Origin of the sequence: Chryseobacterium sp. KACC 21268, assembly GCA_028736075.1 — a bacterium.
GTDB lineage: Bacteria > Bacteroidota > Bacteroidia > Flavobacteriales > Weeksellaceae > Epilithonimonas.
Window position 1 is genome coordinate 959,006 of the sequence record CP117875.1, and the last position, 25,113, is coordinate 984,118.

Sequence of the window (25,113 nt, forward strand, 5' to 3'; positions counted from 1 at the left end):
CAGGAAAGTGACACAAATAAATCCATAATTAAATATATCGAGGACTAAGTGCAGGCATTTAAAAAGAGCGAGTTAGAAAAAAACAAATTTTAAAAATGAAAAGCTTAATTCTATTATTAATTTTTCCTTTATTAATTTTTTCTTGTACTAAAAAAGTTTTGAGACCCAAATTAATAGGGGTAATCGTTGATGCGAATGGAGTTCCTGTAGATAGTTGTAAAGTTGGAGAAACATTTACAGATAAAAATGGACGATTTGAATTATCAGAAATAACAGAGATGGGATTTGTTAGTCTATTTGGCAGAAATCCTATTTTTATAGCTGAAGAAATTACAAAGACTGGTTACGAAAAAAAGCATTTAAGTGCTGAAAGTGGACGTGGCGGTGTCTCAGAAGGAAGTGTCTGGGATATGGACACTATCCGTTTAAGAAAAATTAATACTGATTTTTCAACAATAGAACTAAAAGACGTCTGGCTTGCTGGAATAACTAAAAATTTGGACACTATTTTTTTAACCAAAAAAGGTCAAGATTATGATAAAGGAGAAGTAGATTTTATTTCGAATAATTGCGATACGTATTCCAGAGGGTACTACTTTTTAGGAATAGATAATCTTCCTAAAAATGTTTTTGAAAGGCATATCGAATTGGATTTAACTACCAATATTTTAAAAGTTAGAAGAGTATTAATTTATGGAAATACTACCACAAGTGAAAAAACAAAATACGACACCATTTACACCCAAGGTAACTGGAAACAAGAATATAAAACAATATCTTTAAATACTAGTCTACCAGAAATAAATGGAATTTACAACGTAGTTGATTTTAATTATAATTCTATACAACTAGTCAAGAAATAGTTTTACAATAAGAAAAATGTTACTGTATTAAACCTCGCAGGTTTTCGAAACCTGTGAGGTTTGAAACGACGGACGATAAAATAAAAAATGACAATTACGGAAAACAACATCTGGCAAATCTTGAAGGAAGTTCCCGACCCGGAAGTTCCCGTTCTCAATCTTTTGGATTTGGGAATCATCCGTGATGTGCGATTCAATGAAGACGAAATAGAAGTGGTAGTGACTCCAACATACTCAGGTTGTCCCGCCACATCGATGATTAATATGTCAATTAAACTAAAACTGATTGAAAAAGGTTTCAATAACATCAAAATAACAAACCAGTTGAGTCCCGCGTGGACAACCGATTGGATGACGGAAGAAGGAAAACAAAAACTGAAAGCTTATGGCATTGCGCCACCTGTCTATTCAAAAAATGGTGACGAACTATTTTCAAAAACAGATGAGGTCGAGTGTCCGCTTTGCAGTTCGAAACACACCCATTTGGTAAGTCAGTTTGGTTCCACAGCGTGCAAAGCATTGTACCAATGCGATGATTGCAAAGAGCCTTTTGATTATTTTAAATGCCATTAACGTGATTGATGGTTGTTAGTTGATAGTTGTTGGAGTTAAATTAAAACGAAATAAAAAAGTCATTGTACTTTTTACATCATACATTTTACAAAAAAAAAATGAAAATAGGAATAGTCGGTAGTGGCGCAATGGGAACCGGAATAGCACAGGTTTTGGCAACAACGGGAAACCAGGTTTTGTTGTACGACAGCAATCCAACTGCCATAGAAAAATCCGGAAAAAACCTCGAAGCACAGTTTCAAAAATTGGCTGAGAAAGGCAAAATGACATTCGAAGAAGCTGAGACTTATTTTGATAATATCCGATTGAGCGATAAGTTATCAGAACTGAAAGATTCAGAATTAATCATCGAAGCGATTGTTGAAGATTTGGAAATCAAGAAAGATTTGTTTAAAAAGCTGGAAAGTCTGGTTTCCGAAGATTGCATTTTGGCGACCAACACGTCATCTTTATCCATTGCATCTATTGCATCGGCTTGTCAGAAATCGGAACGAATGATTGGAATTCACTTTTTCAATCCGGCGCCTTTGATGGCTTTGGTAGAAATTATTCCTGCGGTTCAGACGGATAAAGAATTAATTTCAAAAGTGAAAAGTCTTGTAGAAAGCTGGAAAAAACTGCCGGTGATTGCGAAAGATACACCTGGATTTATTGTTAACCGTGTGGCAAGACCATTTTACGGAGAAGCGATTCGGATTTTGGAAGAAGGAATCGCCGACTGCGCAACGATTGATTTTGCAATGACAAGTTTAGGCGGATTCAAAATGGGACCATTTCAACTGATGGATTTCATTGGTCACGACGTGAATTACCGAGTGACGGAAAGTGTCTTCAAAGAGTTTTTCTACGACCCGAAATTCAAACCGTCATTCACACAAAAAAGATTATTCGAAGCAGGCTACTTAGGAAGAAAATCGGGGAAAGGTTTTTACGATTATTCACAAGATGCCGAACAAGCAAAACCAAATGAAAATCCAGAATTATTAGAATTAATATTCAAAAGAATCTTAGTAATGCTTATGAACGAAGCTTCAGACGCTTATTCCTTAAACATAGCTTCAGCAGAAGACATCGATTTGGCAATGACAAAAGGCGTGAATTATCCAAAAGGTTTATTGAAATGGGCAGATAAATTTGGATTGGAAAATCTTCAGAACGAACTCGACGAACTTTATAATTTCTACCACGAAGACCGCTACAGATGCAGTCCGATTATCAGAAACTTAGTAAAACAAAATAAAACTTTTTATAACTAGTTGATGGTTGATGGTTTTCGGTTGATAGATTTATTATTCGCTGAAAAACCAACAACCAACAACCAACAACCAACAACAATGAACCAAGTATATATAATAGATGGCATCCGAACGCCGATTGGAAAACTGAAAGGAAGTTTATCTTCCGTTCGTCCCGATGATATGGCGGCTTTTGTCATCAAAAAATTATTGGAAAGAAATCCGAACATCGACCAAAGTAAAATCTACGATGTCGTTTTAGGTTGCGCCAATCAAGCCGGCGAGGACAACCGAAATATCGCAAGAATGTCGGCTTTGCTTTCCGGTTTGGATTATCACGTTCCCGGAGAAACGGTCAACAGACTTTGCGCTTCCGGCTTGTCGGCGGCGATTAATGCAGCGAGAGCAATTCAAGTTGGCGATGCCGATTTGATGATTTCGGGTGGTGTTGAAAATATGACGCGTGGACCATTGGTGATTTCAAAGTCCGAGAATCCTTTTGGAGGCGATGCGAAAATCTACGATACGACTTTCGGCTGGCGATTCATCAATCCGAAAATGAAAGAAATGTACGGCGTGGATGCAATGGGTGAGACAGCCGAAAATTTGGCTGAACGTGACCAGATTTCCCGTGAAGACCAGGATTTGTTTGCCTTTAATTCTCAGCATAAAGCGAAAGTTGCTCAGGAAAGCGGAAGATTGTCTCAAGAAATTGTTCCAGTCAATATTCCTCAAAGAAAAGGTGAAGATTTGATTTTCGATAAAGATGAATTTCCTAAAAATGATACAACTTTAGAAGGCTTATCAAAATTAAGAACAGCGTTCAAAAAAGACGGAACAGTCACGGCAGGAAATGCTTCTGGTTTGAATGACGGTGCAGCAGTTAATTTATTGGCTTCGGAAAATGCGATTAAAGAATTTGGATTAACACCAAAAGCAAGAATAGTTTCCAGCGCTGTTGTAGGTGTTGAACCAAGATTGATGGGAATCGGTCCTGTAAAAGCCGCAGAACTGGCATTGCAAAAAGCAGGGTTGACATTTAATGATATTGATATTATTGAATTAAATGAAGCATTCGCTGCACAAAGTTTGGCCTGCATCAGAGCCTGGGGATTGGATGATAACGATTCCAGAATCAATCCGAACGGCGGCGCCATTGCACTTGGACATCCACTCGGAATGAGTGGTGCAAGAATCCTGAATTCCGCGATGTACGAACTTCAAAACCAAAATAAAAAATATGCCTTGGCAACAATGTGTGTTGGTTTGGGACAAGGTTTTGCGGTGATTATTGAGAAAGTTTAAATCAAACGAATAGATGATAGACGAATAGAATATAGACATTTTAAAATCTATCATCTATCCGTCTATTATCTAAAAGTCTAAAATCTAAAAATTATGCAACTAGAAAATTACGCGCTCGGCAGATGGAAAAAAGGAGAGGGAGAAGGGCAGGCTTTATATAATTCCATCAACGGCGATTTGGTGGCAACGGCGACTTCCAAAGGTTTGGATTTTGCGGAAATGATGGATTATGCCAGAAAAGTTGGCGGTCCGGCTCTTCGAAAACTCACTTTTCAGGAAAGAGGCTTGATGTTGAAGAAACTCGCTTTTCATCTTTTGGAAAAGAAAGAAACGTTCTACAGAGTGAGTTGGGCAACCGGCGCAACCAAAGCTGATAGCTGGGTTGACATCGAAGGTGGAATAGGAAATCTTTTTGCGAATGCATCACTTCGAAGACAATTTCCAGACTTACCTTATTATATAGATGGCGAATCGGTGAAGCTTTCCAAGGAAGGAACTTTCATCGGACATCATATTTGCACGCCGAAACGTGGGGTTGCGATTCATATCAATGCGTTTAATTTTCCGGTTTGGGGAATGTTGGAAAAAATCGCGGTCAATCTTTTGGCTGGCGTTCCTGCAATCGTAAAACCTGCGACAGCAACAAGTTTTTTGACGGAAGTTGTCGTTAAAGAAATCATTGCTTCACAAATTTTACCCGAAGGAAGTCTGCAATTGATTTGTGGTTCGGCCAACGGAATTCTGGAAAGTGTGACTAGCGAAGATGTTGTAACGTTTACAGGTTCGGCTTCCACAGGGAAAATGCTAAAGTCTCATCCGAGAATTCTTGAAGAATCTGTGCCTTTCAATTTGGAAGCAGATTCCCTGAATGCAATGGTTTTGGGTGAAGATGCAAAACCTGGAACAGCTGAGTTTGATTTGTTCATCAAAGAAGCTGTTCGTGAAATGACAACCAAAGCCGGACAAAAATGTACGGCGGTGAGAAGGATCTTAGTGCCTATCAATTTGGTCGAAGATGTTCAGATTGCGCTTGGGCAAAAACTTTCCACCGTTATCATCGGAGACCCGAATGTCGAAGGTGTGAGAATGGGTGCTTTGGCAAACAGAGACCAATTGAAGGAAGTTTCTGAAAAGGTTCAAGAATTATCCAAGACTCAGGAAATCGTTTTCGGAAATCTAGATGATTTCGATGTGAAAGGTGCGGACAAAAACAAAGGCGCGTTCATTTCCCCGATTTTATTCCTTAATTCCGACCCTTTTAAATATACAGATTGCCATAACATTGAAGCTTTCGGACCAGTCAGCACGATTATTCCTTATCATAATATCGATGAAGCGATTGAGTTGGCGAGAATGGGAAAAGGTTCACTTTGTTGTTCTGTTGTGACGGCTGATGACGATTTTGCAAGAGAATTTGTCATCGGCGCCGCATCGATGCACGGGCGGATTTTGATTCTCAATTCTGATTGCGCAAAAGAAAGTACAGGTCACGGTTCGCCTTTGCCAATGCTCGTTCACGGTGGCCCGGGAAGAGCTGGCGGAGGTGAGGAAATGGGCGGAAAACGTGGCGTTCTTCATTATATGCAACGCACGGCGATTCAAGGTTCGCCAACGACTTTGACCAATATCACGCAACAATATCAATACGGCGGAAAACAGTTCGAGGACAATATTCATCCATTCAGAAAATATTTTGAAGAACTGAAAGTCAGCGAAACTTACATCACGGCAAAACATACGGTCACAGAAGCTGATATTACTAATTTTGCCAATGTTTCCGGTGACAATTTTTATGCTCATATGGACGCAACCTCTTTGGAAGGAACTATTTTCGAAGGCAGAGTCGCGCACGGCTATTTCATTTTGAGCAAAGCGGCAGGATTGTTTGTTGACCCGAGAAAAGGTCCGGTTCTACTGAATTACGGTTTGGACGAATGCCGTTTCGTGAAACCCGTTTATCCTGGAATGACGATTGGCGTGAAGTTTACCTGCAAAGAAAAAATCAGTCAGGAAAAACGCGACGAAGACGATATTGCCAAAGGAATCGTACGCTGGCTCGTGGATGTTTACGACGAAACCGGAGAAACTGTCGCGATTGCTACGATTCTGACATTGGTCAAAAAACTTAATCAAGAATAATATTATTGTAATATCAAATTTAATTTAATGAAAAAAATATTTCTCACTTTTTTTATTGTGTTTTTTACTGTCTGTTTTTCTCAGGAAAATGATATTTTGGGAAGACTATCTGCACTCAATAACAATGGTAAAATTTGGTATAATATCGATGGTTATAGTGTTACAAGCGAAGACTTCAATAATGTTTTTGATGAAAAGGGATTGAAAAAAGTTTTAAAGAAACACCAGATTTCTGATTCGGATACTAAAACAAAAGATGAGCAAGTAGCAAAAAATAATTTGTTTGTATCCAAGCAGCAGAAAATTTCGGAGAATAACTTTCAAACTAATAACTATTATTTTGTAGAAAATAACAATAAGAAAATTACGGTTATATGGTTTATCAAAAACGGAAAGACAGATAAAGATACCGAGGAGAAACTGATAAATCTAATTATTGAAAATAAAATTGCAGCAGAGAATTTTGTCCCAATGAAAATTAACTCAATCAATTTTGCTGGACGAAATATTGAATTGGATAATAATTGTTACTGGACATTTCTAAATACTGTTCAATGTCCATATCTTGGCGAAATGAACTGGTCTATTCATAAAACCTTGGACGATGCCAAAGAAGCCATTGACAATCAATTGAATATTACAAAATCAAGAAAAGGCGGCAAAGTTATTTCTGAAGAAGTAATTGATGTTGATTTTGAAAATGTTGCAACAAAAGCTAAAAAAGTGGTTTATGACTTTACAGGAGTAACATCTGCTTTGGCTGGGATGTCCGGTGGCAAATCTCTGACTATATTTTATGTTGCAGAAAATGTTAGAAACAGAAATGTGAGCTGTGTAATGAGTTTTTGGAATAATGACCAAATAAATCCCGAAACAAAACTTTCGCCACTTTTGGAAATATTAATGAAATTAAAATAATGAACGCATACGTAAAATCAACCATAGAAAACGGAATAGGAACCATCGAGTTTTTCCATCCACAAAGCAACTCGATGCCGAGTTCGCAACTTAAAAATCTGGTAGAAGAAATCAATAATCTTGGACAAAATGAAGATGCAAAAGTCATCATCCTAAAAAGTGGTGGCGAAAAAGCCTTTTGTGCAGGCGCATCTTTCGACGAACTGATTTCCATTCAAGACTTCGACACTGGGAAAACTTTTTTCTCAGGATTTGCCAATGTCATCAACGCGATGCGAAAATCCCCTAAACTCATCATCGCCAGAATCCACGGAAAAGCGGTTGGCGGTGGTGTTGGAATCGCGTGTGCGGCAGATTACACTTTTGCAACGGAAAACGCTTCGGTCAAGTTGAGCGAGTTGGCGGTCGGAATTGGACCTTTCGTGATTGGACCCGTTGTAGAAAAGAAAATCGGAACTTCGGCTTTTGCGCAATTGGCCATCAATGCGACAGAGTTTTATTCCGCTGAATGGGCGAGAGAAAAAAATATGTTCCAAGATATGTACGAAACGACGGAGGAAATGGATGCTGAAATTCAAATCTTGGCAGAGAAATTGGCAGCTTCAAATCCGGAAGCGATGTTCGAATTGAAAAATATTCTTTGGAAAGGAACGGACCACTGGGACCATCTTTTGACGGAGCGTGCAGCAGTAAGCGGACAACTGGTTCTGTCGGAGTTTACTATTAATGCAATCAATCAGTTTAAAAATAAATAATTACCAAAAAAAGCCTTTCAAATTTGAAAGGCTTTCGTTTTATTCTTTGATGATTTTCTGAGTGATATTCTCTTTGTTTGTTTTTATTTTTACAAGGTAATTTCCTTTTGAAAGATTAGAAATATTGACTTCTTTGGATTTTGCAGTTTTCAGAAGTTGTCCTGTTTGGGAATAGATTTCTACTGATTCTATTTTCTCATCACTATTAATACTGAATTTATCTTTTACAGGATTTGGATAGATTTGGATTGCATTTTTCTTAGTATCATTTACTGCTAAGAGGCAGTTCGTATTAAAGCTTGTCCAGCTGTCCTTGTTTATCCAATAGGTATTAGAATAATTAACATCGTCCACAAGAATACATTTAAGCTCGGTATTGTTGAGGGTACTAAATACTCTGTAACTGTAGTCATTTGTTGGAAAAATAAGAGAATTGTGATTGTTTTTAAGGTTTAGACTTGTTAAATTATTTTTTTCACAATCTATATTAGTCAATTTTTCATTTTTCGAAAGATCTAAATTTTTTATTTGATTCTCAGAACACCAGAGTACTGTAAGGTTCAAATTTTTGGACAAATCAAGGTTAACTAGTTTGTTCTTGTCACAGTGTATCTGCTCCAAATTTAAATTTTTCGAGAAGTCTAATGTTGTGATTTGATTTGCGGAAATATACAAATCCTGTAATAAAGGATTGTTTGACGTGTCCAATTGAAAAAGTTTGTTGTTTCGGCAATCTATTGTTTGTAATTTAGTATTATTTGATATGTCCAATGATTCCAAATTATTAGACCTACAAGAAAAATATTTTAATTCAGTCTTTTTTGAAATATCAAAGTTGTTCATAAGAATATTAGAACAAGAAAGACTTGTTAGACCAAGATTATTTTCCAGATTCAGATTAGAAATAGGATTTGCGGAACAGTCCAGACTCATTAAAATTAAATTGTTTGATAAATCAATATTATGAATTTGATTACTACTAAAATGCAGTAGGTATAGTCCGGTGTTTTTAGAAACATCTAATTCGGAAAGCATATTAACCGAAGCATCCAAAAAGTTTAAATTGATGTTCTTTGAGACATCCAAAGTAGTTAATTTATTGACTGCACAGTTTACATAGTTCAGCGGCGCATTTTTTGACAGGTCCAGATTTTCTAACTCGTTTCCCACGCATATTAATTGTTTTAATAATTGATTTTTAGAAATATCTAGAGAGGTCAATTTATTAAATGTACACTCCAAAGTATTTAGCATTAGGTTGTTAGATAAATCTAATTGCGTCAGTTTATTTGATGTACAGTTTAGTGCTGTCAGTTGTGTGAAATGTTTGATTCCTGTTAAGTCTAAGATATTTCTGCCCTGACAATCAATCTCGCCTGTAAAATTGTTAGCTTCAAATAACTGTATTTCGCTATCACCATTTATATTGATTTCAGGATTCCCAACGAGATAAGCTTTAAAATTAGCATCAGGAATATTTATAATTTGAGAAGAAATTGTAAAAGATACAATTACAGCTAAGAATGTAAAAATGGTTTTCATTGATTAGTTATTTTTAGATGGCGAAAATAGTATTTTTTTTTAATTTTTGTCATCAAAACAAAAACCACCTTCCCAATCCGGAAGGCGGTTTAGTTTTCATTCGGAAATCAAATTAACTAACTCTAATTAAATTTCAAAATGAGTTCTCATCGTTGTTTGTTTTTAGAACCTTTATTGTGTTTGCTTGTGTTCGTTTATTGATAATACAAAAGTAAATAGATGTAGGATGTTTCGGTAGCGTGGAAATTACCAATTTGGAGATTGCGTATTTCTACGGATTCTGAGTTTTCGATAAAAAAAAGCCTTACCAAATAATTGATGAGACTTAGAAAAAATATGAATAGGTTATTTTATTAATGTTCTACAAAAGAATGTTCGTAAGATTTCAAAAGCATCTGTTTCTCAACTTTTGCGTTTCTCATTCGCACAACCTTGAAAACATTCTCACGTAGCTCCACCACTTCGAATCTGCTGTGGGTGGTTCCAACAGAATAATAAGGTTTTGCTATGAAGATACCTCTTGAGTTCCTGATTTCAGCGGAGACTTCTACGATTGGACAGATTCCTCGTTTTTCTGATCTCCAGGTAGAGTTTGGTTTCACAAAAAAGTAATGACTGGCACAGAAGATTGTCATATATGTGACTTCGCCTTTTATGATATGATCTGTAGAGTTGACTATTTCTATTGGTTGAGACATCGCGCTAATGGTTTTCGATTTTCTTCATTCAAAGAAATAACAATTGGTAAGATTGCCATAGCGTAGAAATACTGAATTTTCGAAAACTACAATTTGATAGGAACAGAGTGGATATTATTAATCACTGCATAGATTACGATTCCCACTGTGTTTTTTGCACCAATTTTATCCAGGATTCTTTGGCGGTGGCTTTCCACAGTTCTTGGACTAAGGAACAAAATGTCTGCAATCTCCTGATTGGTTTTTTCCTGACAGATCAGTTTCACCACATCTATTTCCCTGTTGGAAAGTGTTTCTTCGTTATCAAATAGCGACTTTTTGCGCGCAGGCGTATTCATGTAAGAGAGCAGCATCTGGTGGTCTTCTTTGGTGAAGTACATTCCGTTTTGATCCACCATTTCTATGGCTTCTATAAAAGTCTTCTTATCGGAATTTTTAGGAAGGAAAGCCGATACACCCAATTTTACCATATAACCCAAAACGCTGCTTTTGTAATGAGAGGATAGGATAATGATCTTTAGATCGGGATAATTTTTTTTTAGAATTTCCACCAATTCAAATCCATCCATTGGCTGCATCTGTACATCTATCATTGCGATGTCGGGAAAGTCATCTTTTGCCAGGGTTTCAAAATGTGCTAAAAGTTCTGCGCCGCCAGTTGCCATAAAATCGACTGAAATATGCTTTTGTGCAGAAAGCAACATTTTGATGCCTTCCAAAATGAGTTGCTCATCATCAACCAAAACAAGTTTTATATTTCTGCTCATAATTTTATAAAGGGATATTAATAATGATTCGGCTACCTTTTCCGATTTTGTTTTTCCATTTGTAGATGCCTTTCACAGAGGCGATTCTGGATTCTATATTTTTAAGTCCCATTCCTTTGCCAGCCGTTTTGTAATCGAAACTTTGTCCATTATCAGTAATAATCATTGTCAAACATTTGTGATGTTTTCTGATATAAACCGAAACTTCATCCGCAGTAGAATGTTTGATTACATTGCTCGTGAATTCCTGAATGACCCGATAAATCTGCACTTCTGTGAAAATATCCTTTCTTTCGTATCTGTTGTCTATATATAAGGACAAATTAAGTCTGTAAGAAAGATTGGTTACCAATTCCTGTAAGTACAAAACGAGTCCAAGCTTCTCTAGATTCACTGGATAAAGTGAATGAGAAATGTTTCTTGTAGAATCTATTAGTTCCGTAATTTGAGAATTAATGACTTTCTTGGAAGCTTCCTGATTTTCCGGTTCCAGATTATTGAGCCATAGAGAAAGAATATTTAGCCTGTTCCCAATATCATCGTGCACGGTGATGGCAATTCTTTTTCGCTCATCTTCCTGTCCTTTTATATTTTCCAAGGTCAGCTGTGTCTGATATTCCAACTCAGCTTGGAACTGAGCGTCTTTTTCCTGAATGATTCTTTGGATAAAGGTTCTGTAAGCTAATAATATAAAGGATATGATGATTATCAAAACTAGAATCAGCACAACCAAAAAGACGATATTGAGTTTTATTTCTTTAATTTGAAAAAAGTGTATAAAAATGTAAAATAAAAAATAGCCAATAAAGTATTGTTAATGATCCAGAAAATATAGAAATAATTGGGATCGAATGTCACGAGTTGATGTTGGAAAATAAATATAAAAATACTGACGGTGTAATATAAGAATGCCATAGCATCTATAAACAAAAAATTACTTCTATCTCTGTAATTTTTAATTTCCTGAATTAATGAAAAAGCAATAAAAGAAACTATGACTAAGTTTGAGATTGCCTTGGAATAATCATTTTCAAAATGAGGTAATATTTGACTTAAACATAAGATCAGTAAACTCAAAGTTCCAGTAAAGATTAAATAATAATTTTTTAGATTAAGCTTTTTGATAAATATTCCGGTCATTAGAAAAAACTCTCCAGAAATATAAATTGGATATAAGATTTCATTTTTCCATTTTATTTTGAAAAATAATAGCATTTCAATACAAAAAACGAAAATGGCATAATAGATATACCATTTTTCTTTTTTATTAAATAGGTTGAATTTTAATACTGCAAAAATAAGGGCGATACCCATAAAGATATCTGCCAAATTTCCAGTAATCTTAAAAAAATGTTCCACAAGAATTACGGATTTTTCACTTAAGGATTGTAAGGAGGTTCTGGCTTGGACCAGTCATAAGTGTTATTCGGATCGGCTTGCACCGCATAAACCGCACCTGGTGCTCCGAAACCAACACCATTTTCATTGCTTATGAAAATTAACGTTGCCAACAATCTTTGATACACCTCAGAATATTTGAATCCAAAAACGCAAACAATGTCGTGCGTGTTTTCTTTATTATGCAAAAGATCGGCTTTTGGGATATAGAAACTTTGAAAAATCCTCTGTCCTTTAAATTCAAAGGATTCACGTTGCAAATAATCCATTGCATTTTCTTTCCAGGATTCTATTTCTTCCACAGCTTTTATTTGTCCTGTCACAGGCGCATTCATTAGAGGGAAGTCCATATCAGAATCTTCCTTGCCTTTGCTTAAGTCTTTGGTCAGGGTATAAGTGCTGGTTACTGTATAAATTTTGGTCTGTTTTAATGTAAGATCATTTTCCAAGAATTGCAGCGGGCAGAATTCGTAATTTTCTAATGTTTTTACGTCGCCTGCGTTGGTTCTCGGTGTGAGAATCATTACCAAATTGTCTTCCCAAACTCCGATGTCTGCACGGAAATACGTTTCAGCTTCATTTTCTTTATCAAACCATTCGATCTGTTCGCGTGATAGGATGAAGACTTTTTCCGGAGATATAACTTTTTGTATATCAGAATAATTAGATTTTACCTCTGCCCAACTTTTTACGGCTGTGGTATAATTCTCATAGGTCAAGATTGCCATAGGATTTTCAATATTTTTAGTTTGGGATAAAAATAAAGAAACTATTCTATAAAATTCATATTAATAAACAATTATTGATGAATATGTATCAAAAATAATAATTAATTAACCTAGGTTAATTTTCTGTCATAATGTGTTGCGTCGCTTTTCTTTGACTTTTTTCTATTATTAGAGGATAAAAATTTGCAGAATAAAAAAGTTTTCCTATTTTTGCATCCTCAAAACCAGAGTTGCTGGATCCATTAGTCCGATGCTCATATATTTAAACAATAATTTTAAAACTTCTGAAAATGAAAAAAGATATCCACCCAAGTAACTATAGATTGGTAGTTTTCAAAGATATGAGTAACGAGGAGACTTTCCTTTGCAAATCTACTGCTGATACAAAAGATACTATCGAATTCGAAGGAACAGAATACCCATTGATCAAAATGGAGATCTCTTCTACTTCTCACCCTTTCTACACAGGTAAAACTAAATTGGTTGATACTGCTGGTAGAGTAGACAAATTCATGAACAAATACAAAAAATTCGCTAAATAATCTTAGCCAATTTTTATAAAAATCAAAACCTTTCGGATTTCCGAGAGGTTTTTTTGTTATTTTTGCTTCCTTAGAAGTTGAACTTTAGAAGTTTGAAATTACATTTTTTCTGCTTCTGTCTAACATCTGACATCTAACAACTAACATCCAACAAAAATGCAACTCGTTTTTTCAGACGCACAATATTGGGAAGATTTCCTTCCACTCACTTTTACAAGACCAGTTGCAGAAATGCGAATGGGAATCCTGACTTTTTCGGAAAGATGGAAAAAACTTCTTGATATAGATGAGGTTTTCTATATCACGGAAAATTACCTGCAGGAAAAATTCAGGAAACCGGAACCGAAGCAAAGTCTTTTCATCGTTCCTAACTTTTTCCCATCAGATGAGGTTTTGAAGCAGATCAAAGAACTTCAGCCAGGTGAAGCTTTGGTTTATGATAACGAAGTTCTTGTCGCTAATATCAATATGGATAATTTTTCTCTGAATCAGATCAATAAAATGACTGATATCACGGAGAAATTATTATTTATAGAAAAACTGACCGACATCTTTTCTCATAATGATTTCGCCATCAATTTCGATTTTGAATTGGTAACGAGAGGAAAAACGTCTCAAGAATTATCTTCAACCAACGGATTCATCGGGGAAAAAGAAAATCTGTTCATTGAAGAAGGAGCAGTTGTAGAATTTTCAACGCTTAATTGCAAAACCGGAAAAATCTATGTAGGAAAAAATGCCGAAATAATGGAAGGCTCTAATATCCGAGGTTCATTGGCTCTTTGCGAGGATTCAAAAATCAATCTCGGGACCAAGCTTTACGGTGGAACTACGATTGGTCCACATTCCAAAGTTGGCGGCGAAGTTAATAATATTGTGATCTTCGGCTATTCAAATAAAGGCCACGATGGATTCTTAGGAAATTCAGTAATAGGAGAGTGGTGTAACCTGGGCGCAGATACGAATTCATCAAACCTAAAAAATAATTATGCCTCTGTCAAACTTTGGAATTACAGGAAAGAGAGATTTCTGGACACAGGCTTGCAATTTTGTGGATTGATTATGGGCGATCATTCTAAAACAGCCATTAATACGCAACTTAACACAGGAACTACCGTTGGTGTTGCTTCGAATATTTTCAAATCCGGTTTCCCACCAAATCTTGTTGATAGTTTTTCTTGGGGCGGAATGAAAGGTGACGAAAAATTCCGATTGGACAAATCCTATGAGGTGGCAGAAAAAGCAATGGAACGCAGAAAAATCCCGTTGACCGAAGCTGACAAAGACATTCTGAAACATATCTATAATGAGTTTTAATTTTTAAAACTCATTTTTTTATTTAAACTAGAGAATTCAAAAATTTGAGAAAGTTAAAACACTTTGTGCCTTAAAATCTTTCCGGTCATTTCGAAATATTTGTAGACTTTGTGTTTTAAAATATTTTAAATAGCAACATTTCTTTAGTTTGCTTATTTTTGCTGATTGAGATTTTGGTCTAATATCTGAAATCTAACTTCAAACATCTATATATAATAATGAAGCAGTTTCTTCTTTGGCTTTTTGCATCGTTGGTTTTGGTAAGTTGTGCCAGAGTTGGTTCGCCTATTGGCGGTGACAAAGATTCAATTCCACCAAAAATGATTGGGTCAAATATCGATACAACGAGAATCAATGTTCAAAGAGATATCAAAAAGCTCAGAATTGATTTTGATGAATATATCACTTTGAAAGACGTGGGCAGAAATCTTATCATTTCCCCGCCGATTCAGTATTCCAAGATTATTCCTTCAGCTACAGGAAACAGATATTTGGAAATACAATGGAAAGATACGCTTCAGGCCAATACAACTTATAATTTCAATTTTGGGAACTCGATTGTAGATCTCAATGAAAGTAATGTTTTGCCTTATTTCAATTTTGCATTTTCTACAGGTGAAAAGTTGGATGATCTCTACATCAGCGGAACCATTTCCGATGCTTTAGGAAATGAAAAGAATAATGAAGGTAAAGAGAAAAATCTTGTCATTGGGCTTTATCAGGTAAAAGACACGATGAATTATCGTCAAAAACCATATTACATTTCAAAGGCAGACGCAGATGGTTATTTTGAATTAAATTATTTGACTCCAGGAAAGTACAGAATTGTTGGTTTTGATGATGAGAATTCAAACTCGATTTACGATACGGGAAAAGAAAATGTGGCATTTCAAAAAGAAGTGATCGACCTTCAGGCAAGTATCTCTGGATTAAAATTAAAAGCATTTCCTTCCAAAAAAGAAGTTAAATACAAAGAAATGTCTGTTTCTACGGGAGGTGTTCTGATGACATTCGACGGAAATCCCGACAAAGTAATTGCTAAAACCGTAGGAGAAAAACCGGCAGATTACAAAATCACCCATAAATCTAAATCGGATTCTGTGAAAATCTGGTTTGATGCAGCCAAGGAAAACATAGGAGCAAGCGTAAGTGAGAACTTAAGATTCTCGTATGATACAGGTTCCAAGCAAGACACGGTTTCTATCTTTTACAAAAAACCGACAAAAGAAGATATGACGATTTCAAATCCGTTTTCAAATAAATTGGCACCTGAGACAGATTTTAGATTTTCATCAAATTACATTATTACCAGGATTCAACCGGAAAATTGGAAATTGGTGTCCGACAGTATCTCTCAAAACTTCACAGCCAGTATTTCTGAATTGGATTCTACACAGGTTATCGTCAAATCAAATTTCGTCATCGGAAAAAAGTATCAGCTGACAGTCCCAAAAAACACATTGAGCTCCTTTTATAACAGATCCAGCGAAAGTGTGCGTTTCGATTTTGAAGTTTCAAAACTGGAAGATTTCGGTAGTTTTTCCGCGCACATAAAAAATGTTCCTGTACAGAAGTTTTGGATTCAATTATTGGATGATAAAAATGAACCTGCCTACCAACAGTACACCAATCAGGCAGACGTGAAATTCATAAATCTAAAACCAGGAAGCTACAAATTAAGAATTTTGGTTGATAATAATGAAAACGGAATCTGGGATAGTTCTGATTTTGCAACAGAAGCCATTGCCGAAGATGTCTATTTGTTCAAAAAAGCTGGAGAAAAAGAAGTGATGAGCAAGATTAATATCCGTCCAATGTGGGAAATCAATGAAAATTGGGATCTTAATTTAGAAGAGCAGCCAGCAAATTGAAAAAGATAATTTTTTGGATTGCTGTCGTATTTTTAGGAATTCAGCTAATTCCAGTTGACAGGGTAAATAAGGCAGTCAATAAAAAAGATAATTTTGTTGATATCAACGAAACGCCGGAGAATATAAAAACAATTTTGAAGAATGCCTGCTACGATTGTCATTCCAACGAAACCACATATCCTAATTATGCTTACGTTGCTCCAATTTCTTGGACGATAAAAGATCATATCAATGACGGACGGAAACATCTCAACTTTTCTGAGTGGGGTTCTTACAATAAGGACATCAAACAAAATGCGATTGAGAAAACCATAGCCACTGTCCGGGATTTGCAGATGCCATTACCTTCCTATATAAGTTATCACCCAGAAGCTAATTTGACGACCAATCAAAGGAAAGCATTGCAAGATTACTTTCTGAATCAATCAATTAAGTAATTTTAAAATATTATTCTTACTAATAAGTCAATTATTTTATATATTTGAAAAAATCTAAGTTATGAAAAGGCTATTAATTACATTATCCTTTATTTGTTCATTTATTGCTAATGCACAACAAAGAGATGACCAGGAAAAGATGAATCTCGTAAAGATGAACCTTACATCTATTGCATTCCGCAATTATCAGTTCGCTTATGAAAGGCTTATTACCAAAAGATTCTCCGTCCAGGTTTCATACGGCTTCATACCAGGTGGACAAGTACCATTAATTGATGAAGTAATCAAAGACGAGAATGTTGACAATATAAAATTAGGAGGAAGCAATCTTACCATAGAACCTAGATTTTATCTTGGTAAAGGCTACGGTCACGGATTTTATGTGGCACCTTACTACAGATATTCTCATTTTAATATAGACAATCTTACTTACCGATATACATCAGAAGATCCAATTGCTAGTGGGAATAGTAAAATCCCAATTTCTTTTAATGGCAAGACTAATTCTAATAATCTAGGATTACTTATAGGAGCTCAGTGGTTGTTGGGCAGGAAGGACAATTGGGTTTTGGATGTTTGGTTTATAGGCGGTCATTATGGAGGTGCTAGTGGGAGTATAACAGGAAGATCGTCCCGTCCGCTTACACCATATGAGCAGAACCAGCTGAAACAGGATATAGAGGACCTGGATATAAGTTTATTTGATTATAAAGTAAGCACAGACTCTTCCGGTGCGGTGATTGATTTGGATTCCAAGTGGCTTGGCGTAAGATCTGGAATTTCGTTTGGTTACAGATTCTAAAATCAGAATTAAATTCTAAAATAATAATATTAAAAAAGACAATCCTCATCGATTGTCTTTTTCTTTGGCAGCTAGTTTTCGGATTATGATGATATTTTAAAACGAAACAATTACGATTTTGCAGTTATTTACTGTTTTTTCACTTTCATAAAAGTACTCTGCTATTACTCTTGTCCGTTAATAAGAAACACGGGCTGCTACTAGTACCCTTATTCATTTAAAATTAATCTCACTGATAACCAGTTTGGTACTTAAATGTTTGTTTAAAATTTGTGAATATAGTTGTGGTGTCGGAAAAAGTTCCTATTTTTGCAACCGCTTTAAGAAAGAGCAGCGCAGGAGTCCTATAGGGAATGATATATTTTAAGACTTGTAAAGGGTATTAAATATTAAAAAAAAGACTTGTAGGTTTAAAAAGGAAACTTTATCTTTGCAAACCCAAATCGAGAGATTGGGAAGCGTAGGAGAACGGTTTAAAAGATTATCAAAACACTTTTCGAGTAACGAAAAAAAACTTTAAAAAAGTTTTGGTAGTTTGGAAAAAACTTTTTACTTTTGCACTCGCAAATCAGGGTCAACAATGACAGATTAGAATCCTGAGGAAGCGAACAGAACGCAGTTCATTGACATAACATATAACAACCAAATTAAGAAAACCAAAGCGTCAATTTTAAATTGAGTTTGAGTATAAGGACAAACAAACATACAATGGAGAGTTTGATCCTGGCTCAGGATGAACGCTAGCGGGAGGCCTAACACATGCAAGCCGAGCGGTAGAAGATCTTCGGATCTTTGAGAGCGGCGCACGGGTGCGGAACACGTGTGCAACCTGCCTTTATCTGGGGGATAGCCTTTCGAAAGGAAGATTAATACCCCATAATATATTTTACGGCATCGTAAGATATTGAAAACTCCGGTGGATAGAGATGGGCACGCGCAAGATTAGATAGTTGGTGAGGTAACGGCTCACCAAGTCAGTGATCTTTAGGGGGCCTGAGAGGGTGATCCCCCACACTGGTACTGAGACACGGACCAGACTCCTACGGGAGGCAGCAGTGAGGAATATTGGACAATGGGTGAGAGCCTGATCCAGCCATCCCGCGTGAAGGACTAAGGCCCTATGGGTTGTAAACTTCTTTTATACTGGGATAAACCTACTTACGTGTAAGTAGCTGAAGGTACAGTATGAATAAGCACCGGCTAACTCCGTGCCAGCAGCCGCGGTAATACGGAGGGTGCAAGCGTTATCCGGATTTATTGGGTTTAAAGGGTCCGTAGGCGGATCCGTAAGTCAGTGGTGAAATCTCATAGCTTAACTATGAAACTGCCATTGATACTGCGGGTCTTGAGTGAGATTGAGGTAGCTGGAATAAGTAGTGTAGCGGTGAAATGCATAGATATTACTTAGAACACCAATTGCGAAGGCAGGTTACCAAGTCTTAACTGACGCTGATGGACGAAAGCGTGGGGAGCGAACAGGATTAGATACCCTGGTAGTCCACGCCGTAAACGATGCTAACTCGTTTTTGGGGCCTTGCGCTTCAGAGACTAAGCGAAAGTGATAAGTTAGCCACCTGGGGAGTACGTTCGCAAGAATGAAACTCAAAGGAATTGACGGGGGCCCGCACAAGCGGTGGAGCATGTGGTTTAATTCGATGATACGCGAGGAACCTTACCAAGACTTAAATGGGAAATGACAGATTTAGAAATAGATCCTTCTTCGGACATTTTTCAAGGTGCTGCATGGTTGTCGTCAGCTCGTGCCGTGAGGTGTTAGGTTAAGTCCTGCAACGAGCGCAACCCCTGTCACTAGTTGCTAACATTCAGTTGAGGACTCTAGTGAGACTGCCTACGCAAGTAGAGAGGAAGGTGGGGATGACGTCAAATCATCACGGCCCTTACGTCTTGGGCCACACACGTGCTACAATGGCCAGTACAGAGGGCAGCTACCAGGTGACTGGATGCGAATCTCGAAAGCTGGTCTCAGTTCGGATTGGAGTCTGCAACTCGACTCTATGAAGCTGGAATCGCTAGTAATCGCGCATCAGCCATGGCGCGGTGAATACGTTCCCGGGCCTTGTACACACCGCCCGTCAAGCCATGGAAGTCTGGGGTACCTGAAGTCGGTGACCGTAACAGGAGCTGCCTAGGGTAAAACAGGTAACTAGGGCTAAGTCGTAACAAGGTAGCCGTACCGGAAGGTGCGGCTGGAACATCTCATTTTAGAGCGTCTTTTAGACGATAAACAAAATTAAGTTTTTTATACTTGAAAAAGCTTTGGTTTACTTTGGTTGCTTATATAACAATATACCCCTAAAGATTAGTAAGAGGGAACAGAGAGATAGAGAATCTTGAAGAATGATAGAGAGTAATCGTTTATTATTCGTCAAATATCACTCATAAAGAGTCTCGTAGCTCAGCTGGTTAGAGCGCTACACTGATAATGTAGAGGTCGGCAGTTCGAGCCTGCCCGAGACTACTAATTAATAGAGGGGAATTAGCTCAGCTGGCTAGAGCGCCTGCCTTGCACGCAGGAGGTCAAGGGTTCGACTCCCTTATTCTCCACAATTACTGGAAAGTAATAAAAAGAGTTACAGAGATGTAACAAGAACAGAAGATTATACATTTACGAAAGACAAGATTTATGGACGATAGGGTCCGGCACTATAATAATGAATGCATTATTGAGTGTAAAGAGTTCGACTCTCTTATATATTACTGTTTTACGAGACTGATTTAAAAGTTACGGATAGAGCCAAAAACAATATCTGTTCATCAGTTGAGTAAGAAGATAAAAGATCATTGACATTAACGATAAGAACATCACAAAGAGAAAACCGAGTGCACTTGAGCACTTGAGTTTATAAGAATACCGCTTGGTAGCGATACCAAGCAATAAAAATACTGAACTAATTAATAATTAGGAAAGAAATCGTTAAGGGCGTATGGCGGATGCCTAGGCTTTCAGAGGCGAAGAAGGACGTGGTAAGCTGCGAAAAGCTCGGGGGATCGGCACACACGAATTGATCCCGAGATGTCCGAATGGGGCAACCCGGCTGGTTGAAGACCAGTCACTCCGCAAGGAGAGCAAACCCGGAGAACTGAAACATCTAAGTACCCGGAGGAAAAGAAATCGAAGAGATTCCGTAAGTAGCGGCGAGCGAAAGCGGATTAGCCCAAAAGTCTTTATATGTTTAATAGAATGTTCTGGAAAGAACAGCCATAGACGGTGATAGCCCGGTATATGAAAGGCATATTTGGATGATAAATGAGTAGGGCGGGACACGTGAAATCCTGTCTGAATATGGGGGGACCATCCTCCAAGGCTAAATACTCCTGAAAGACCGATAGTGAACTAGTACTGTGAAGGAAAGGTGAAAAGCACTTCGAATAGAAGGGTGAAATAGAACCTGAAACCGTACGCCTACAAGCGGTCGGAGCCCACAAGTTGGGTGACGGCGTGCCTTTTGCATAATGAGCCTACGAGTTAATTTTACTAGCGAGGTTAAGGACTTAAGGTCCGGAGCCGGAGCGAAAGCGAGTCTGAATAGGGCGCTTAGTTAGTAGGATTAGACGCGAAACCTTGTGATCTACCCATGGGCAGGTTGAAGCTTTGGTAACACAAAGTGGAGGACCGAACCGGTTGACGTTGAAAAGTCTTCGGATGACCTGTGGGTAGGGGTGAAAGGCCAATCAAACTGGGAGATAGCTCGTACTCCCCGAAATGCATTTAGGTGCAGCGTTGAGACAAGTTTATTAGAGGTAGAGCTACTGATTGGATGCGGGGGAGTCAAATCCTACCAATTCCTGACAAACTCCGAATGCTAATAAATGTTTCTCAGCAGTGAGGGCGCGGGTGCTAAGGTCCGTGTCCGAGAGGGAAAGAACCCAGACCAACAGCTAAGGTCCCAAAATATATGCTAAGTTGAAATAACGCGGTTGGACTGCATTGACAGCTAGGATGTTGGCTTGGAAGCAGCCATTCATTTAAAGAGTGCGTAACAGCTCACTAGTCGAGCGGTCCGGCATGGATAATAATCGGGCATAAGCATATTACCGAAGCTATGGATTTGTACATTAGTACATCTGGTAGGGGAGCATTCTATTTGCGCCGAAGCAGTATCGTGAGGTATTGTGGAGCGGATAGAAAAGAAAATGTAGGCATAAGTAACGATAAAGCGGGCGAGAAACCCGCTCACCGAAAGACTAAGGATTCCTCAGCCATGCTAATCAGCTGAGGGTTAGTCGGGACCTAACGCGAACCCGAAAGGGGTAGTGGATGGACATAGGGTTAATATTCCCTAACTTGCTCACACTAAAAAGGGGACGGAGTGCCGTACTTACTGGAGACTGACGGAATAGTCAAGGCCTAGCCTTCGGGCGAAGCTGCTGTAAGGAAAGTGCTTCCAAGAAAAGCCGAAGTGAAGCAACCCGTACCATAAACCGACACAGGTAGTCGAGGAGAGAATCCTAAGGTGCTAGAGTGAATCATGGTTAAGGAACTAGGCAAAATAGTCTCGTAACTTCGGAAGAAGAGACGCCAGCAGCAATGCTGGCCGCAGTGAAGAGGCCCAGGCGACTGTTTATCAAAAACACAGGACTCTGCTAAATCGAAAGATGCTGTATAGGGTCTGACACCTGCCCGGTGCTGGAAGGTTAAGGAAGGGCGTTAGCAGCAATGCGAAGCGTTTGACTGAAGCCCCAGTAAACGGCGGCCGTAACTATAACGGTCCTAAGGTAGCGAAATTCCTTGTCGGGTAAGTTCCGACCTGCACGAATGGTGTAACGATCTGGGCACTGTCTCAACCATGAGCTCTGTGAAATTGTAGTCTCGGTGAAGATGCCGAGTACCCGCAATGGGACGAAAAGACCCTGTGAACCTTTACTATAACTTCGTATTGACTTTGAGTAAGTAATGTGTAGGATAGGTGGGAGACTTTGAAGCAGGCACGCTAGTGTTTGTGGAGTCAACGTTGAAATACCACCCTTTACTTACTTGGAGCCTAACTTCTTTTAGAAGGACATTGCGTGGTGGGTAGTTTGACTGGGGTGGTCGCCTCCAAAAGAGTAACGGAGGCTTTCAAAGGTACCCTCAGCACGCTTGGTAACCGTGCGTAGAGTGTAATGGCATAAGGGTGCTTGACTGTGAGACCTACAAGTCGATCAGGTGCGAAAGCAGGACATAGTGATCCGGTGGTTCCGTATGGAAGGGCCATCGCTCATAGGATAAAAGGTACTCCGGGGATAACAGGCTAGTCTCCCCCAAGAGCTCATATCGACGGGGAGGTTCGGCACCTCGATGTCGGCTCGTCACATCCTGGGGCTGGAGAAGGTCCCAAGGGTTGGGCTGTTCGCCCATTAAAGTGGCACGCGAGCTGGGTTCAGAACGTCGTGAGACAGTTCGGTCTCTATCTATTGCGGGCGTTAGATGTTTGAGAGGGCTTGAATCTAGTACGAGAGGACCGATTTGAACAAACCTCTGGTGTATCAGTTGTACCGCCAGGTGCACCGCTGAGTAGCTACGTTTGGAAAGGATAAGCACTGAAAGCATATAAGTGCGAAACCTGCCTCAAGATGAGACATCTTTTAAGGGTCGTTGGAGATGACGACGTTGATAGGCTATAGGTGTAAAGACAGTAATGTCATAGCCGAGTAGTACTAATTACCCGTAGATTTATTGCCTAATTGGCATAGTGCTCAATTGCACAACAAGGTTCTCTCTTTGTGAACGTTTTTATCGATAATTATTGTAAAATGTAGAGCTGTAAAAAGTATTAACGATTATAATCATTGTGAATACAATTTACATTAATACAAAATACAATAATATAAATATACTGTACATCCTTTTGTACAAAACAACCTTTAGGGTGGTTTTAGCAGAGGGGCTCACCTGTTCCCATTCCGAACACAGAAGTTAAGCCCTCTAGCGCCGATGGTACTGCGAAAGCGGGAGAGTAGGTCGCCGCCAGTTTTTTTTAACTCCTTCATTCTTTATTGAATGAAGGAGTTTTTTTTGTTTTATAATAAAGAAATCAATCCAGCCAGATAGAATAAAATTGATACTTTTTAATGACACTCTGTATGGCTAATGAGATCTAATTATTTTGTAAAACCTCATTAATGATACTTTAAATCTACCTTAAAGTAGGGTAAGCTTATATCAGAACTTCTTAAACTTAACTGTTTCTTGAATCAAAATAGCACAGAATAATTTATTTCCAAGTTCGAAGTCCATAGTTTTTGATTAAGTTTCCTTTCATTCTTCGAATGTGAAAAAAGAATGATAATTCTTAATATGATCTAAAAGTCTCCAGTATCAATAATTTAAATAAAAAGAGATAAGATCTATAAGCAGGATTTCTTCGAATAATAGGATTACTTATAGGAGCTCAGTGGTTGTTGGGCAGGAAGGACAATTGGGTTTTGGATGTTTGGTTTATAGGCGGTCATTATGGAGGTGCTAGTGGGAGTATAACAGGAAGATCGTCCCGTCCGCTTACACCATATGAGCAGAACCAGCTGAAACAGGATATAGAGGACCTGGATATAAGTTTATTTGATTATAAAGTAAGCACAGACTCTTCCGGTGCGGTGATTGATTTGGATTCCAAGTGGCTTGGCGTAAGATCTGGAATTTCGTTTGGTTACAGATTCTAAAATCAGAATTAAATTCTAAAATAATAATATTAAAAAAGACAATCCTCATCGATTGTCTTTTTCTTTGGCAGCTAGTTTTCGGATTATGATGATATTTTAAAACGAAACAATTACGATTTTGCAGTTATTTACTGTTTTTTCACTTTCATAAAAGTACTCTGCTATTACTCTTGTCCGTTAATAAGAAACACGGGCTGCTACTAGTACCCTTATTCATTTAAAATTAATCTCACTGATAACCAGTTTGGTACTTAAATGTTTGTTTAAAATTTGTGAATATAGTTGTGGTGTCGGAAAAAGTTCCTATTTTTGCAACCGCTTTAAGAAAGAGCAGCGCAGGAGTCCTATAGGGAATGATATATTTTAAGACTTGTAAAGGGTATTAAATATTAAAAAAAAGACTTGTAGGTTTAAAAAGGAAACTTTATCTTTGCAAACCCAAATCGAGAGATTGGGAAGCGTAGGAGAACGGTTTAAAAGATTATCAAAACACTTTTCGAGTAACGAAAAAAAACTTTAAAAAAGTTTTGGTAGTTTGGAAAAAACTTTTTACTTTTGCACTC

The 25,113-nt window shown here is 37.8% G+C and carries 19 protein-coding genes, 2 tRNA genes and 3 rRNA genes; 18 read left to right on the forward strand and 6 right to left on the reverse strand.

Annotated elements, in window-relative coordinates; translation table 11 throughout:
* Nucleotides 1-95 precede the first annotated feature (95 nt).
* The 7 genes from PQ459_04575 to PQ459_04605 all read left to right on the forward strand — a co-directional run bounded on the left by PQ459_04575 (nt 96) and on the right by PQ459_04605 (nt 7,788).
* Entirely contained in the window at nt 96-863 is a 768-nt protein-coding gene (locus PQ459_04575; GenBank protein ID WDF47764.1) for a hypothetical protein, read from the forward strand.
* A gap of 87 nt (nt 864-950) precedes the next feature.
* On the forward strand, nt 951-1,436 hold the full coding sequence (gene paaJ, locus PQ459_04580; GenBank protein ID WDF47765.1) for a phenylacetate-CoA oxygenase subunit PaaJ: 486 nt from the start codon (nt 951-953) through the stop codon (nt 1,434-1,436).
* 98 nt (nt 1,437-1,534) lie between these two features.
* Nucleotides 1,535-2,692, forward strand: coding sequence for a 3-hydroxyacyl-CoA dehydrogenase NAD-binding domain-containing protein (locus PQ459_04585; protein ID WDF47766.1), 1,158 nt, complete (start codon nt 1,535-1,537; stop codon nt 2,690-2,692).
* Between the two features lie 78 nt (nt 2,693-2,770).
* The gene (pcaF, locus tag PQ459_04590; protein WDF47767.1) at nt 2,771-3,976 is read left to right on the forward strand and encodes a 3-oxoadipyl-CoA thiolase; all 1,206 of its coding nucleotides are present in this window, start codon (nt 2,771-2,773) and stop codon (nt 3,974-3,976) included.
* Between the two features lie 93 nt (nt 3,977-4,069).
* Entirely contained in the window at nt 4,070-6,115 is a 2,046-nt protein-coding gene (paaZ, locus tag PQ459_04595; protein WDF47768.1) for a phenylacetic acid degradation bifunctional protein PaaZ, read from the forward strand.
* Between the two features lie 27 nt (nt 6,116-6,142).
* Nucleotides 6,143-7,033 carry a hypothetical protein gene (locus PQ459_04600; GenBank protein WDF47769.1) on the forward strand — a complete coding sequence of 297 codons (891 nt, stop codon included), beginning with the start codon at nt 6,143-6,145 and terminating at the stop codon, nt 7,031-7,033.
* Nucleotides 7,033-7,788 (forward strand): enoyl-CoA hydratase/isomerase family protein, encoded by a 756-nt coding sequence (locus tag PQ459_04605; GenBank protein ID WDF47770.1) that lies wholly within the window; start codon nt 7,033-7,035, stop codon nt 7,786-7,788. The genes PQ459_04600 and PQ459_04605 overlap by 1 nt, the downstream gene beginning before the upstream one ends.
* Before the next feature lie 39 nt (nt 7,789-7,827).
* On the opposite strand, the gene PQ459_04610 is transcribed toward PQ459_04605, so the two are convergent.
* The 6 genes from PQ459_04610 to PQ459_04635 all read right to left on the reverse strand — a co-directional run bounded on the left by PQ459_04610 (nt 7,828) and on the right by PQ459_04635 (nt 12,921).
* Nucleotides 7,828-9,330, reverse strand: a complete 1,503-nt coding sequence (locus tag PQ459_04610) for a T9SS type A sorting domain-containing protein (protein WDF47771.1) — start codon at nt 9,328-9,330, stop codon at nt 7,828-7,830.
* Between the two features lie 353 nt (nt 9,331-9,683).
* Nucleotides 9,684-10,028, reverse strand: a complete 345-nt coding sequence (locus tag PQ459_04615; GenBank protein WDF47772.1) for a hypothetical protein — start codon at nt 10,026-10,028, stop codon at nt 9,684-9,686.
* Nucleotides 10,029-10,114: 86 nt separating this feature from the next.
* Nucleotides 10,115-10,795: a response regulator transcription factor gene (locus PQ459_04620; protein ID WDF47773.1), complete on the reverse strand. Its 681-nt coding sequence runs from the start codon at nt 10,793-10,795 to the stop codon at nt 10,115-10,117.
* A gap of 4 nt (nt 10,796-10,799) precedes the next feature.
* Nucleotides 10,800-11,507 (reverse strand): histidine kinase, encoded by a 708-nt coding sequence (locus PQ459_04625; GenBank protein ID WDF47774.1) that lies wholly within the window; start codon nt 11,505-11,507, stop codon nt 10,800-10,802.
* Between the two features lie 38 nt (nt 11,508-11,545).
* Nucleotides 11,546-12,154: a hypothetical protein gene (locus PQ459_04630; protein WDF47775.1), complete on the reverse strand. Its 609-nt coding sequence runs from the start codon at nt 12,152-12,154 to the stop codon at nt 11,546-11,548.
* A gap of 20 nt (nt 12,155-12,174) precedes the next feature.
* Entirely contained in the window at nt 12,175-12,921 is a 747-nt protein-coding gene (locus PQ459_04635) for a hypothetical protein (protein ID WDF47776.1), read from the reverse strand.
* 290 nt (nt 12,922-13,211) lie between these two features.
* Between PQ459_04635 and PQ459_04640 the strand changes: the two genes are divergently transcribed.
* The 11 genes from PQ459_04640 (at nt 13,212) to PQ459_04690 (ending at nt 24,550) form a co-directional block, all read left to right on the forward strand.
* The gene (locus PQ459_04640; GenBank protein WDF47777.1) at nt 13,212-13,463 is read left to right on the forward strand and encodes a type B 50S ribosomal protein L31; all 252 of its coding nucleotides are present in this window, start codon (nt 13,212-13,214) and stop codon (nt 13,461-13,463) included.
* 156 nt (nt 13,464-13,619) lie between these two features.
* Nucleotides 13,620-14,780 (forward strand): GlmU family protein, encoded by a 1,161-nt coding sequence (locus PQ459_04645; protein ID WDF47778.1) that lies wholly within the window; start codon nt 13,620-13,622, stop codon nt 14,778-14,780.
* 218 nt (nt 14,781-14,998) lie between these two features.
* Nucleotides 14,999-16,651: an Ig-like domain-containing domain gene (locus PQ459_04650; protein WDF47779.1), complete on the forward strand. Its 1,653-nt coding sequence runs from the start codon at nt 14,999-15,001 to the stop codon at nt 16,649-16,651.
* On the forward strand, nt 16,648-17,088 hold the full coding sequence (locus tag PQ459_04655; protein ID WDF47780.1) for a heme-binding domain-containing protein: 441 nt from the start codon (nt 16,648-16,650) through the stop codon (nt 17,086-17,088). The genes PQ459_04650 and PQ459_04655 overlap by 4 nt, the downstream gene beginning before the upstream one ends.
* 61 nt (nt 17,089-17,149) lie before the next feature.
* Nucleotides 17,150-17,890, forward strand: a complete 741-nt coding sequence (locus PQ459_04660) for a DUF3575 domain-containing protein (protein WDF47781.1) — start codon at nt 17,150-17,152, stop codon at nt 17,888-17,890.
* Between the two features lie 705 nt (nt 17,891-18,595).
* Nucleotides 18,596-20,113: ribosomal RNA gene (locus tag PQ459_04665) — 16S ribosomal RNA — on the forward strand.
* A gap of 182 nt (nt 20,114-20,295) precedes the next feature.
* Nucleotides 20,296-20,369 (forward strand) — tRNA-Ile (locus tag PQ459_04670).
* A 12-nt stretch (nt 20,370-20,381) separates the two neighbouring features.
* Nucleotides 20,382-20,455, forward strand: a tRNA-Ala gene (locus PQ459_04675).
* A 360-nt stretch (nt 20,456-20,815) separates the two neighbouring features.
* Nucleotides 20,816-23,572: ribosomal RNA gene (locus tag PQ459_04680) — 23S ribosomal RNA — on the forward strand.
* A gap of 184 nt (nt 23,573-23,756) precedes the next feature.
* A 5S ribosomal RNA gene (gene rrf / locus PQ459_04685) occupies nt 23,757-23,864 on the forward strand.
* Together the 16S, 23S and 5S rRNA genes with 2 tRNA genes alongside form the textbook arrangement of a ribosomal RNA operon.
* A 428-nt stretch (nt 23,865-24,292) precedes the next feature.
* Complete coding sequence (locus tag PQ459_04690; GenBank protein WDF47782.1) at nt 24,293-24,550, forward strand: hypothetical protein; 258 nt, start codon at nt 24,293-24,295, stop codon at nt 24,548-24,550.
* Nucleotides 24,551-25,113 lie beyond the last annotated feature (563 nt).